This is a genomic window from Micromonospora sp. NPDC048935, assembly GCF_043197875.1.
In the GTDB taxonomy this organism is placed as follows: domain Bacteria; phylum Actinomycetota; class Actinomycetes; order Mycobacteriales; family Micromonosporaceae; genus Micromonospora.
Map to the genome: position 1 here is coordinate 1 of NZ_JBICTZ010000019.1, position 13,613 is coordinate 13,613.

12 protein-coding genes are annotated in these 13,613 nt (G+C 68.3%); all 12 read left to right on the forward strand.

Features of this window, described 5'->3' with window-relative positions; translation table 11 throughout:
• Window positions 1–156 precede the first annotated feature (156 nt).
• Complete coding sequence (locus ACGFIW_RS32500; protein WP_357557762.1) at window positions 157–4,044, forward strand: DNA-directed RNA polymerase subunit beta'; 3,888 nt, start codon at window positions 157–159, stop codon at window positions 4,042–4,044.
• 93 nt (window positions 4,045–4,137) lie between these two features.
• The gene (locus ACGFIW_RS32505; protein WP_393324070.1) at window positions 4,138–4,506 is read left to right on the forward strand and encodes a hypothetical protein; all 369 of its coding nucleotides are present in this window, start codon (window positions 4,138–4,140) and stop codon (window positions 4,504–4,506) included.
• A 675-nt stretch (window positions 4,507–5,181) separates the two neighbouring features.
• Complete coding sequence (locus tag ACGFIW_RS32510) at window positions 5,182–5,553, forward strand: hypothetical protein (protein WP_393324232.1); 372 nt, start codon at window positions 5,182–5,184, stop codon at window positions 5,551–5,553.
• 497 nt (window positions 5,554–6,050) lie between these two features.
• Entirely contained in the window at window positions 6,051–6,425 is a 375-nt protein-coding gene (gene rpsL, locus ACGFIW_RS32515; RefSeq protein ID WP_007465318.1) for a 30S ribosomal protein S12, read from the forward strand.
• Window position 6,426: 1 nt separating this feature from the next.
• The gene (gene rpsG, locus ACGFIW_RS32520; RefSeq protein ID WP_007465317.1) at window positions 6,427–6,897 is read left to right on the forward strand and encodes a 30S ribosomal protein S7; all 471 of its coding nucleotides are present in this window, start codon (window positions 6,427–6,429) and stop codon (window positions 6,895–6,897) included.
• Between the two features lie 74 nt (window positions 6,898–6,971).
• On the forward strand, window positions 6,972–9,068 hold the full coding sequence (fusA, locus tag ACGFIW_RS32525; RefSeq protein WP_393324073.1) for an elongation factor G: 2,097 nt from the start codon (window positions 6,972–6,974) through the stop codon (window positions 9,066–9,068).
• 212 nt (window positions 9,069–9,280) lie between these two features.
• Window positions 9,281–10,474, forward strand: coding sequence for an elongation factor Tu (gene tuf / locus ACGFIW_RS32530; RefSeq protein WP_110563098.1), 1,194 nt, complete (start codon window positions 9,281–9,283; stop codon window positions 10,472–10,474).
• Between the two features lie 350 nt (window positions 10,475–10,824).
• Window positions 10,825–11,133, forward strand: a complete 309-nt coding sequence (gene rpsJ, locus ACGFIW_RS32535) for a 30S ribosomal protein S10 (RefSeq protein WP_007073037.1) — start codon at window positions 10,825–10,827, stop codon at window positions 11,131–11,133.
• An 11-nt stretch (window positions 11,134–11,144) separates the two neighbouring features.
• Entirely contained in the window at window positions 11,145–11,810 is a 666-nt protein-coding gene (gene rplC, locus ACGFIW_RS32540) for a 50S ribosomal protein L3 (protein ID WP_393324076.1), read from the forward strand.
• Entirely contained in the window at window positions 11,807–12,457 is a 651-nt protein-coding gene (rplD, locus tag ACGFIW_RS32545) for a 50S ribosomal protein L4 (protein WP_393324079.1), read from the forward strand. The genes rplC and rplD overlap by 4 nt, the downstream gene beginning before the upstream one ends.
• Window positions 12,454–12,756, forward strand: coding sequence for a 50S ribosomal protein L23 (rplW, locus tag ACGFIW_RS32550; protein WP_007465304.1), 303 nt, complete (start codon window positions 12,454–12,456; stop codon window positions 12,754–12,756). Before rplD ends, rplW begins: the two co-directional genes overlap by 4 nt.
• 12 nt (window positions 12,757–12,768) lie before the next feature.
• Complete coding sequence (gene rplB / locus ACGFIW_RS32555; protein WP_357557766.1) at window positions 12,769–13,608, forward strand: 50S ribosomal protein L2; 840 nt, start codon at window positions 12,769–12,771, stop codon at window positions 13,606–13,608.
• Window positions 13,609–13,613 lie beyond the last annotated feature (5 nt).

The window sequence follows — 13,613 nt, forward strand, 5'->3', positions numbered from 1 at the left end:
GTGGTGTTCCGGGCCCGGGGCGGGGGGGCCAATCCCCCCGCCGCGGCCCCCCCCCCGCGCGGGCGGGGGGGGGGGGCGGCCCGGCGGGGGGGCCCCCCCCCCCCCCCCCGACCCCACCCGAGAATTAGCAGTACAGACGACGACATAGGGGACATAGTGCTCGACGTCAACTTCTTCGACGAGCTGCGCATTGGTCTCGCCACCGCCGACGACATCCGTCAGTGGTCGCACGGCGAGGTCAAGAAGCCTGAGACGATCAACTACCGCACCCTGAAGCCGGAAAAGGACGGGCTCTTCTGCGAGAAGATCTTCGGTCCGCAGCGGGACTGGGAGTGCTACTGCGGTAAGTACAAGCGCGTCCGGTTCAAGGGCATCATCTGTGAGCGCTGCGGCGTCGAGGTGACTCGCTCCAAGGTCCGTCGTGAGCGGATGGGGCACATCGAGCTCGCCGCTCCGGTGACCCACATCTGGTATTTCAAGGGCGTGCCGAGCCGGCTGGGCTACCTGCTGGACCTCGCCCCCAAGGACCTCGAGAAGATCATCTACTTCGCCTCGTACGTCGTGACGAGCGTGGACGCGGAGTCGCGTCACCGTGACCTCTCGACGATCGAGAACGAGATCCTGGCCGAGAAGCGGCAGTCCGAGAACAGCCGCGACTCGGAGATCGAGAAGCGGGCCGCCAAGCTCGAGGCCGACCTGGCCGAGCTGGAGGCCGAGGGTGCCAAGGCGGACGTCCGGCGCAAGGTCAAGGAGGGCGGAGAGCGCGAGATGCGCCAGATCCGCGACCGGGCCCAGCGCGAGATCGACCGCCTGGACGAGGTGCTGGACACCTTCCGCAAGCTGGAGCCGAAGCAGCTGGTCACCGACGAGCTGCTCTACCGCGAGCTGCGCGACCGGTTCGGTGAGTACTTCACCGGTTCCATGGGCGCGGAGGCGATCAAGGCGCTGGTCCAGAACATGGACCTCGACGCCGAGGCCGAGAGCCTGCGGGAGACCATCCGGTCCGGCAAGGGCCAGCGGAAGATCCGGGCGCTCAAGCGACTCAAGGTCGTGGCGGCGTTCCTGAACACCCGCAACTCGCCGCTCGGCATGGTGCTGGACTGCGTCCCGGTCATCCCGCCGGACCTGCGCCCGATGGTGCAGCTCGACGGTGGCCGCTTCGCGACCTCGGACCTGAACGACCTGTACCGCCGCGTGATCAACCGGAACAACCGCCTCAAGCGGCTGATCGACCTCGGCGCGCCCGAGATCATCGTCAACAACGAGAAGCGGATGCTCCAGGAGGCCGTCGACGCGCTGTTCGACAACGGCCGTCGCGGTCGGCCGGTCACCGGCCCGGGTAACCGCCCGCTCAAGTCGCTGTCCGACATGCTCAAGGGCAAGCAGGGCCGGTTCCGCCAGAACCTGCTGGGCAAGCGCGTCGACTACTCCGGCCGTTCGGTCATCGTGGTCGGCCCGAAGCTCAAGCTGCACCAGTGTGGTCTGCCCAAGCAGATGGCGCTGGAGCTGTTCAAGCCGTTCGTGATGAAGCGGCTTGTCGACCTCAACCACGCCCAGAACATCAAGTCCGCCAAGCGGATGGTCGAGCGTCAGCGCCCGGTCGTGTGGGACGTGCTGGAAGAGGTCATCGGCGAGCACCCGGTGCTGCTGAACCGCGCGCCGACCCTGCACCGCCTGGGCATCCAGGCCTTCGAGCCGCAGCTGGTCGAGGGCAAGGCGATCCAGATCCACCCGCTGGTCTGCACCGCGTTCAACGCCGACTTCGACGGTGACCAGATGGCGGTGCACGTGCCGCTGTCCGCCGAGGCGCAGGCCGAGGCACGGATCCTGATGCTGTCGTCGAACAACATCCTCAAGCCGGCCGACGGCAAGCCGGTCACCATGCCCACCCAGGACATGGTCATCGGTCTCTACCACCTCACCCACCTCACCGCCGGTGAGAAGGGCGAGGGCCGGGCGTTCAGCTCGGACGCCGAGGCGCGGATGGCCTTCGACAACGGTGAGCTGCACCTGCAGGCCCCGGTGAAGATCCGCCTGCGGGCCGTGGTCGGTGTCGACAACGGCGCCGGCGCCGAGGCGTGGACCGCCCCGGAGGGCTGGGTCGAGGGTGACCCGCTGACCGTGGAGACCACCCTGGGTCGGGTGCTGTTCAACGAGACGCTGCCGCAGGGCTACCGCTTCGTGAACTACGAGATCCGCAAGGGTCAGCTCTCCGCGATCGTCAACGACCTCGCCGAGCGCTTCCCCAAGGTGGCGCTGGCCGCCACCCTGGACGGGCTCAAGGAGGCCGGTTTCCACTGGGCCACCTGGTCCGGCGTGACGATCGGCATGGAGGACGTCATCGCTCCGCCGCGCAAGGCGGAGATCCTGGCGCGGTACGAGAAGGAAGCCGACCAGATCGACAAGCAGTACCAGCGTGGTCTGATGACCGCCGAGGAGCGTCGCGGCGAGCTCATCACGATCTGGACCAGGGCGACCAACGAGGTCGCCAAGGAGATGGACACCGCGCTGCCGCAGGAGAACCCACTGTGGAAGATGATCAACTCGGGTGCCCGCGGTAACCTGCTCCAGCTCCGCCAGATCGCCGCGATCCGTGGTCTGGTGGCCAACCCGAAGGGCGAGATCATCCCGCGGCCGATCAAGGCCAGCTACCGGGAGGGTCTGTCCGTACTGGAGTACTTCATCTCCACGCACGGTGCCCGTAAGGGTCTTGCCGACACCGCGCTGCGGACCGCCGACTCGGGTTACCTGACCCGTCGTCTGGTGGACGTCTCGCAGGACGTCATCATCCGCGAAGAGGACTGCGGCACCGACCGGGCGATCCCGATGCAGATCGGCGAGAAGCTCGACGGCAAGCTCGTCGTCCACACCCACGCCGAGACCAGCGTGCACGCCCGGACCCTGGCCGACGACATCAAGGGGCCGGACGGCACCGTGGTGGCCGAGCGTGGTCAGGACATCAACTCCATCGGGGTCGACAAGATCGTCGCCGCCGGAGTGGAGACGGTCCGCGTACGCAGCGTGCTCACCTGTGAGTCCAAGCTGGGTGTCTGCGCGGCCTGCTACGGCCGGTCGCTGCCGACCGGTAAGTCGGTCGACATCGGCGAGGCGGTCGGCATCATCGCCGCCCAGTCCATCGGTGAGCCCGGTACGCAGCTGACGATGCGTACCTTCCACACCGGTGGTGTCGCGGGTGAGGACATCACCCAGGGTCTGCCGCGTGTGCAGGAGATCTTCGAGGCTCGGGTCCCGAAGGGTAAGGCGCCCATCGCCGACACCCCGGGTCGGATCCGGATCGAGGACGGCGAGCGCTCGCGCAAGATCATCGTGGTGCCGGACGACGGCAGCGAAGAGATCGTCTACGACAAGATCTCGAAGCGGGTCAAGCTCCGTACCCACGACGGCGGTCACGTCGCGGTCGGCGAGAAGCTGACCGAGGGCACCATCGACCCGCACGAGCTGCTGCGGATCATGGGTCCGCGGGCGGTCCAGGTCCACCTGACCAGTGAGGTCCAGGAGGTCTACCGCTCGCAGGGTGTGCTCATCCACGACAAGCACATCGAGATCATCATCCGCCAGATGCTCAAGCGGGTGACGGTCATCGACTCCGGCTCGACCGAGTTCCTGCCGGGTGTGCTCGTCGACCGGGCGCTGTTCGAGTCGGAGAACCGCCGGCTCGTGTCGGAGGGCGGCGAGCCCGCCGCCGGTCGTCCGGTGCTGATGGGTATCACCAAGGCCTCGCTGGCCACCGACTCCTGGCTCTCGGCGGCCTCCTTCCAGGAGACCACCCGGGTGCTGACCGACGCGGCGATCAACTCGCGCAGCGACTCGCTGGTCGGCCTCAAGGAGAACGTGATCATCGGAAAGCTCATCCCGGCCGGTACGGGCATCAGCAAGTACCGCAACGTCCGGGTCGAGCCGACCGAGGAGGCCAAGGCCAAGGTCTACTCGATGACCGGGTACCCGGAGACCGACTACGGTTTCGGGCCGGCCAGCGGGCAGGCTGTGCCGCTCGACGACTTCGACTTCGGGTCGTACCGCTAGGCACCAGGCGCACGACGAGGCCCCCGGCGGATGCCGGGGGCCTCGTCGTGTCCGGACCCACCCAGCCTGGTCCGAGTTCGGCATGATGGGGGGATGACGACCGCACCCGGGCAGGTGTCCGTCGCGCAGCAGGGGCTGCGCCACCCGTTGGACCCGGATCCGGCCCGTGCCACGAAGGCTCGGGCGGTTTTCGCTCTCGGGCTGCTCGGCCTGCTGACCGGGCTGTTCATCGGCGGCGTGGTGCCGGCGACGGTGGCACTGCAACTGGCCCGGCAGGCGCGCCGTGAGGCGTACTCCTCGGGGGGTTTCCTGACCGGCGGCGCCTGGCTGCGGCGGGGGGAGCGGATGGCCTGGGCCGGCCTGGTCCTGGCCGCGGTCAGCGTGGTGGCCATGGTGGTGATCGGCGTGGTGCGGTTGGCCGGCTCGCCGTTCGGCCACGACTACCCGACGAACATGGACTGAGCCACCGCGCCCGGCGCGGGCCTCGGCGCTCTCGGCGGTAGCCTGGCCGGTGTCCGTCGCGCGGGGGTGGCGGCCTTTCGACAGGAGGACCTCGTGACGGATCCGGCGCGGCCCCCTGCGGACGAACCGGCCGACCAGCCGGCTGCGCCGGCTCCGTCCGAGCCGAGTGACCGGGCGCAATCGGGCCCGAGCAGCGAACCGCATCCCCCCGCGTCCACGCCGGAGTGGGGGAGGCCGCACCCCGGGTGGGGTACGACGAGTCCGTCCGGCTCCGGCCAGCCCGACCCGGTCCCCGGCGTGCCCACCCCGACACCGCCGGGCGGGGACCCGACGTCGTCCGGGCCTGGGGTGCCGCCGTCGTCCGGCGCTGGTGTGGCGCCCGGGTGGGGCCCGCCGCACCCTGGGGCTGGTGTGCCGCCGGGGTGGGCTGCGCCGTCTGGGCCTGGTGTGCCGCCCGGGTGGGGTCCGCCGCACTCTGGGGCTGTGCCGCCGGGGTGGGGTGCGCCGCACTCTGGACCTGTGCCGCCGGGGTGGGGTCCGCCGCAGTCTGGGGCTGGTGTGCCGCCCGGCTGGGGGCCGCCGTCCGGACCCGCACCCGCTGGGGCGGGAATGCCGGGGCGTCCGGTGCCGCCGCCCACCGACGAGCAGCGCCGGCCGCCGAAACGGGTGGAGGCGGTGCCCGGTACGCCGTTCGGCGTCGTGCACCTGGACGTGGCGCCGGTCACGTCCGGGCTGGCCATCGGGTCGCTGGTGGCCGGGATCGCGTCGGTCCTGGTGTCGCTGTTGGTGATCTGCTTCGGAGTGGCCTTCGCGAACGACGGCGGGGCGTGGGCCTCCGGAGCGTTCGCCGCACTCGGGTTGCTGGCCGGCGTGGCGGCGGTCGTCACCGGCCTGCTCGGTCGGCGGCAGATCCGCCGTCCGGCCGCGCCCCCCGCGGTCCGGTTCACCGGCCGAGGGCTCGCGCTGGCCGGGATCAGCTGTGGTGCGGCGGGAGCACTGCTCAGTCTCCTGGGTCTGGGTCTGGCGCTGCTTCTCGCCCTGACCTGAGGTAGGTCGCCGTGCGAGCCCGGGCTCTCGCCCCCGGCCGCTGCCCCGGTCGGGGGCGACGGGTGGTTCCATGGGGAAGCCGGTACACTTGTGTTCGTAGGTGCCCATCGCGGGCGACGGGGCAAAACGAGATTCGGCCGGCGGGTGTGCGACAGCCGCCGGGCCCTTCCGTTTTGACCTGGGCGGTTGTGGTAGGTACTCTTTCCCCTTGTGCCCGGGCATGCCCGGGCAACTCGTGCGTGCGCTGTTTCCGGATTCCGGGCGGCGGCACGGCAAGTCAAGGATCCGGGGCGGGGCGACCCGCGTGCCGGTGACACAAACCCGATCGCACGCGCAAGCGTCCGCAACGGGACCGTGGGCAGGGCGACACGCCCGACCGCGGGTGCCGGGGTCTCCGTGAGGTGGCCCTGGTCGGAATGTAGGAGAGCCGGTCAGCAGGCCGGTTAACGAGCAGACGGCGCGGCCGCGAATGCGGCCGAAGGGAGCGGAGAAACCCGGTGCCCACCATTCAGCAGCTGGTCCGAAAGGGCCGTCAGGCCAAGACGACCAAGACCAAGACCCCGGCGCTCAAGGGGTCTCCCCAGCGGCGCGGCGTGTGCACCCGCGTGTACACCACTACCCCGAAGAAGCCGAACTCGGCGCTGCGCAAGGTCGCTCGTGTGAAGCTCAGCAGCCAGATCGAGGTGACGGCCTACATCCCGGGCGTCGGTCACAACCTGCAGGAGCACTCGATCGTGCTCGTTCGCGGCGGCCGGGTGAAGGACCTCCCCGGCGTGCGTTACAAGATCGTTCGCGGCTCGCTGGACACCCAGGGTGTCCGCAACCGCAAGCAGGCGCGCAGCCGTTACGGCGCGAAGAAGGAGAAGAGCTGACATGCCGCGTAAGGGACCCGCTCCGCGGCGGCCACTGGTCGCTGACCCGGTGTACAACTCGCCGCTGGTCACCCAGCTGGTGAACAAGATCCTGCTGCGCGGCAAGCGTCAGCTCGCCGAGTCGATCGTGTACGCGGCCCTTGAGGGCTGCCGCGAGAAGTCCGGCACCGACCCGGTCGTCACCCTCAAGCGGGCGATGGACAACGTCAAGCCGACCCTCGAGGTGCGCAGCCGTCGTGTCGGTGGCGCCACCTACCAGGTGCCGGTCGAGGTCCGCCCGACCCGGGCCACCACCCTGGGCCTGCGCTGGCTGGTCACCTACTCCCGCGCCCGTCGCGAGAAGACCATGGTCGAGCGGCTGATGAACGAGCTGCTGGACGCGAGCAACGGCCTCGGTGCCGCCGTCAAGCGGCGCGAGGACACGCACAAGATGGCCGAGTCCAACAAGGCCTTCGCGCACTACCGCTGGTAACACCCTGGTTCCGGCGCCTCCGGGCGCCGGAACCGCCACCAGTTGAGTCGAGACGACGATAAGTAGGGATTGAAGTGGCCGCCGCAGACGCGCTCGCCAACGTACGCAACATCGGCATCATGGCGCACATCGATGCCGGTAAGACCACGACCACCGAGCGAATCCTGTTCTACACCGGCATCACGTACAAGATCGGTGAGGTCCACGAGGGCGCTGCCGTCATGGACTGGATGGAGCAGGAGCAGGAGCGTGGTATCACCATCACCTCTGCTGCTACCAAGTGTGAGTGGAAGGGCCACACGATCCAGATCATCGACACGCCCGGTCACGTCGACTTCACGGTCGAGGTCGAGCGGTCGCTGCGTGTTCTGGATGGTGCGGTCGCGGTCTACGACGGTGTCGCCGGCGTGGAGCCGCAGACGGAGAACGTCTGGCGGCAGGCCGACAAGTACAACGTCCCGCGGATGTGCTTCGTCAACAAGCTCGACCGGACCGGCGCCGACTTCTTCCGCTGCGTGCAGATGATGATCGACCGGCTGAACGCCACCCCGCTGGTGCTCCAGATCCCGATCGGGCTCGAGGGCGACCACATCGGTGTCGTCGACCTGATCGGCATGCGCGCTCTCACCTGGCGTGGGGAGACCCAGAAGGGTGATGACTACGCGATCGAGGAGATCCCGGCCGAGCTGGCCGACTCCGCGGCCGAGTGGCGCGAGAAGCTGATGGAGACCCTCGCCGACGTCGACGACTCGGTGATGGAGAAGTACCTGGAAGGCGAGGAGGTCTCCGTCGAGGAGATCAAGGCCGCCATCCGGCGTGCCACCATCGCCGGCAAGGCCAACCCGGTGCTCTGTGGCTCGGCGTTCAAGAACAAGGGCGTCCAGCCCATGCTCGACGCCGTTGTCGACTTCCTGCCGTCGCCGCTGGACGTCCCGGCCATCGAGGGTACGGCCCCCGACGGCGAGACCCCGCTGCTGCGTAAGCCGTCCAACTCGGAGCCCTTCTCCGGCCTGGCGTTCAAGATCCAGACCGACAAGCACCTGGGCAAGCTCACCTACGTCCGGGTCTACTCCGGCACGCTCGATTCCGGCTCCCAGGTGGTCAACTCCACCAAGGACCGCAAGGAGCGGATCGGCAAGATCTACCAGATGCACGCCAACAAGCGGGAAGAGCGTCCGTCGGCGCAGGCCGGCGACATCATCGCCGTGCAGGGTCTCAAGCAGACCACCACCGGCGACACTCTCTCCGACCCGGCGAACCCGGTCATCCTGGAGTCGATGACGTTCCCGGAGCCGGTCATCTCGGTGGCGATCGAGCCGAAGACCAAGTCCGACCAGGAGAAGCTGGGCACCGCGATCCAGCGCCTGGCCGAGGAGGACCCGACCTTCCGCGTCCAGCTGGACGAGGAGACCGGTCAGACGGTCATCTCCGGCATGGGTGAGCTGCACCTGGACATCCTGGTCGACCGGATGCGCCGCGAGTTCAACGTCGAGGCGAACGTCGGTAAGCCGCAGGTGGCGTACCGCGAGACCATCCGCCGCAAGGTGGAGAAGGTCGAGTACACCCACAAGAAGCAGACCGGTGGTTCCGGCCAGTACGCCCGCGTGATCGTGAGCGTGGAGCCGCTGCCGCTGGACAACGAATCGCCGACCTACGAGTTCGCCAACGCCGTCAGCGGCGGCCGGATCCCCCGGGAGTTCATCCCGTCGGTGGACGCCGGTGCGCAGGACGCGCTGCAGTACGGCATCCTCGCGGGCTTCCCGCTGGTCGGTGTGAAGCTGACCCTGCTGGACGGCCAGTACCACGAGGTCGACTCGTCGGAAATGGCATTCAAGATCGCCGGCTCGATGGTGATGAAGGACGCGGCCCGCAAGGCCGACCCGGCGTTGCTCGAGCCGATGATGGCCGTTGAGGTCACCACTCCTGAGGAGAACATGGGTGACGTCATCGGCGACCTCAACTCCCGCCGCGGCATCATCCAGGCGATGGAGGAGCGCAGCGGCGCCCGCATCGTGAAGGCGCTGGTGCCGTTGTCGGAGATGTTCGGCTACGTCGGCGACCTGCGGTCGAAGACCCAGGGCCGGGCTAGCTACAGCATGCAGTTCGACTCCTACGCCGAGGTTCCGCAGAGCGTCGCGAAGGAGATCATCGCGAAGGCAACGGGCGAGTAACGCCCTGAGCAGGTGATTCGTGGTTGGTCGCGGGAGGTTCAACCCGCCCGCGGCCACCACGATCGGATCGCGTGAGACCGGGCCTGTAGGCTTCATCGCCGCAGAACCCACAATGGCTTCCCGGCCGTCAGGCCGGAAAGGCTGTCGACAGAGTCCTAAGCGCCGACCGGCGCGCCGGGCGTACGAACCAAGAAGTCCACAGGAGGACACCAGTGGCGAAGGCTAAGTTCGAGCGGACTAAGCCGCACGTCAACATCGGCACCATTGGTCACATCGACCACGGTAAGACGACGCTGACGGCGGCCATCACCAAGGTCCTGCACGACCAGTTCCCGGACCTGAACCCCTACACGCCGTTCGACGAGATCGACAAGGCGCCGGAGGAGAAGGCCCGCGGCATCACGATCTCGATCGCGCACGTCGAGTACCAGACCGAGGCGCGGCACTACGCGCACGTCGACTGCCCCGGCCACGCGGACTACATCAAGAACATGATCACCGGTGCCGCGCAGATGGACGGCGCGATCCTGGTGGTCGCGGCGACCGACGGCCCGATGCCGCAGACCCGCGAGCACGTGCTGCTGGCCCGTCAGGTTGGTGTGCCGTACATCGTCGTGGCGCTCAACAAGAGCGACATGGTCGACGACGAGGAGCTCCTGGAGCTCGTCGAGCTCGAGGTCCGCGAGCTGCTCTCCTCGCAGGAGTACCCGGGTGACGACCTGCCGGTCGTTCGGGTTTCGGCGCTGAAGGCCCTCGAGGGTGACCCCGAGTGGACCGGCAAGCTGCTGGACCTGATGACCGCTGTCGACACCTCGATCCCGCAGCCGGAGCGCGAGGTCGACATGCCGTTCCTGATGCCGGTCGAGGACGTCTTCACGATCACCGGTCGTGGCACCGTCGTCACCGGTCGCGTGGAGCGCGGCGTTCTCCTGCCGAACGAGGATGTCGAGCTCGTCGGTATCAAGGAGAAGAGCTTCAAGACCAAGGTCACCGCGATCGAGATGTTCCGGAAGACCCTGGACGACGCTCGCGCAGGCGAGAACGTCGGCCTGCTGCTGCGTGGCACCAAGCGCGACGAGGTCGAGCGCGGCATGGTCGTCGTGAAGCCGGGCTCGAACACCCCGCACACGGAGTTCGAGGCGACGGTCTACATCCTCTCCAAGGAGGAGGGCGGCCGGCACACCCCGTTCTTCCAGAACTACCGCCCGCAGTTCTACTTCCGGACCACGGACGTCACCGGTGTCGTCACCCTCCCCGAGGGCACCGAGATGGTCATGCCGGGTGACAACACCACCATGTCGGTGAAGCTGATCCAGCCCATCGCCATGGAGGAGAACCTCAAGTTCGCGATCCGCGAGGGTGGCCGCACCGTCGGCGCCGGGTTCGTCACCAAGATCATCAAGTGAACTAGGTAACCCCGATTAGACCCGCCGCCGGTCGTGCGGCATACTAGTCAGGTTGCGTAACGACAGTTCGTCGCCTGTGTTCGGCTTTCGCTGAACCTCCGGGTGGCGAGGCAGTCGAGCGTGGGGTGGTTGGCGGCCCAGTCGCCAACCACCCTCGCACGGCGTTCAGGTCGCGGTAATGCGATCGGCGCCTTGACCCACCGCGCGGTCAGCACCACTCCGGAACCACGGGGCGGAGCCCGGCCCGAGGGCGCGACACGCCCGACCGCGGGGGTCGGCGAAGTGGGCCTGTGCCAGCCGGTACAGGCGCCCGCAACACAGCGGCATCGAGAGAAGGAACAGAAGCCACCATGGCGGGACAGAAGATCCGCATCCGGCTCAAGGCCTATGACCACGAGGTCGTCGACTCCTCGGCTCGGAAGATCGTCGAGACGGTGACGCGCACCGGGGCGCAGGTCGCGGGCCCGGTGCCGCTGCCCACGGAGATCAACCGTTTCTGCGTTATCCGCTCGCCGCACAAGTACAAGGACTCGCGCGAGCACTTCGAGATGCGCACGCACAAGCGGCTGATCGACATCATCGACCCGACCCCGAAGACGGTCGACTCGCTCATGCGCCTCGACCTGCCGGCTGGCGTCGACATCGAGATCAAGCTGTAGGGACCGGACAAATGGACAGGCAAGTCAAGGGGATCCTGGGCGCCAAGCTCGGCATGACCCAGGTCTGGGACAACAACAAGGTTGTCCCCGTGACCGTGGTCGAGGCCGGCCCGTGCGTCATCAGCCAGGTTCGTAGCGCCGAGAAGGACGGTTACTCCGCGGTCCAGCTGGCCTACGGCACCATCGACCCGCGCAAGGTCAAGAAGCCGATCAGCGGGCACTACGCCAAGGCGGACGTGGCACCGCGCCGGCACATCGTCGAGCTGCGCACCACGGACGCGGGGGAATACTCGCTCGGCCAGGAAGTCACTGTCGAGGAGTTCCCGGCCGGCGTCACCATCGACGTCACCGGCAAGACCAAGGGCAAGGGCTTCGCCGGCGCGATGAAGCGGCACGGCTTCCACGGTCTGGGCAGCAGCCACGGTGTCGAGCGCAAGCACCGCTCGCCCGGTTCCATCGGCGCCTGCGCCACCCCGGGTCGTGTCTTCAAGGGCACCCGGATGGCCGGCCGGATGGGTGGCGTTCGCTACACCGTGCAGAACCTGACCGTCCAGGCGATCGACACGGAGAACAACCTCCTGCTCGTCCGGGGCGCCATTCCTGGCCCCAAGGGCGCGCTGGTTCTGGTCCGTACCGCGGCCAAGATCAAGGTGAAGAAGGGCGGTGCGGCCAAGTGACCACCGTTGACGTGCGCACCGTCGAAGGCACCACCAGCGGCTCCGTGGAGCTGCCGGCGGACATCTTCGACGTGCAGGCCAACGTCGCGCTGATGCACCAGGTCGTGGTGGCCCAGCTCGCGGCGGCCCGACAGGGCACGCACAAGACCAAGACCCGCGCCGAAGTCGCTGGTGGCGGCAAGAAGCCGTACAAGCAGAAGGGCACCGGTCGCGCCCGGCAGGGCTCGATCCGCGCGCCGCAGTTCGCCGGCGGTGGCGTCGTGCACGGTCCCGTGCCGCGCGACTACAGCCAGCGGACCCCGAAGAAGATGAAGGCCGCCGCTCTGCGGGGTGCCCTCTCCGACCGGGCCCGCGCCGGGCAGGTGCACGTCGTCGAGGCGTTCGTCTCGGGCGAGAAGCCGTCGACCAAGGCGGCCCTGGCCACGCTGACCACGCTCACCGAGGCCCGTCGGGTCCTGGTCGTGCTGAGCAGCACCGACGAGCTGAACTGGGTGTCGCTGCGCAACGAGCCGCGCGTGCACCTGATCGAGTCCGGCCAGCTGAACACGTACGACGTGCTGGTGGCCGACGACGTGGTCTTCACCAAGGACGCCCTGGACGAGTTCCTGGGCGTGCCCGCCGAGACCACCGAGGAGGGTGGCAAGTGAGCACGATCGCCGACCCGCGCGACATCATCGTGGCGCCGGTCGTCTCGGAGAAGAGCTACAGCGAGCTGAACCGGAACTGGTACACCTTCCTGGTGCACCCGGACGCGAACAAGACCGAGATCAAGATCGCTATCCAGCAGATCTTCAACGTCCGCGTCCTGACGGTCAACACGCTCAACCGCCAGGGTAAGCGCAAGCGCACCAAGACCGGCTTCGGTCAGCGCAAAGCGACCAAGCGGGCGATCGTGAAGCTGGCTGACGGTGACCGCATCGAGGCCTTCGGCGGCCCGGTCAGCTGAGGGGTGTAGACAATGGCTATCCGTAAGTACAAGCCGACGACGCCGGGCCGACGTGGCTCGAGTGTCGCTGACTTCGCCGAGATCACCCGGTCCACGCCGGAGAAGTCGCTGCTGGTTCCGCTGCCGAAGAAGGGCGGGCGTAACGCCCACGGCCGGATCACCACGCGGCACCACGGCGGCGGTCACAAGCGCCAGTACCGTCTGATCGACTTCAAGCGGGTCGACAAGGACGGCGTGCCGGCGAAGGTCGCTCACATCGAGTACGACCCCAACCGCACGGCGCGCATCGCGCTGCTGCACTACGCCGACGGCGAGAAGCGGTACATCATCGCGCCGAAGGACCTGAAGCAGGGCGACCGCGTCGAGTCCGGTCCGGGCGCCGACATCAAGCCGGGTAACAACCTGCCGCTGCGCAACATCCCGGTCGGTACCACGATCCACAACGTGGAGCTGCGTCCGGGTGGCGGGGCCAAGCTGGCCCGTTCCGCCGGTGTCGGCATCCAGCTGCTCGGCCGCGAGGGCGCGTACGCGACCCTGCGTATGCCGTCCGGCGAGATCCGGCGGGTGGACGTGCGCTGCCGCGCCAGCATCGGCGAGATCGGCAACGCCGACCAGTCGAACATCAACTGGGGCAAGGCCGGCCGTATGCGGTGGAAGGGCAAGCGCCCGACCGTCCGTGGTGTCGCCATGAACCCGGTCGACCACCCGCACGGTGGTGGTGAGGGTAAGACCTCCGGTGGTCGCCACCCGGTCAACCCGCAGGGTAAGCCCGAGGGCCGCACCCGCCGTAAGGGCCAGCCGAGTGACCGGCTGATCGTCCGCCGTCGCTACGCCACGCGTAAGCGCGGCTGAGGGAG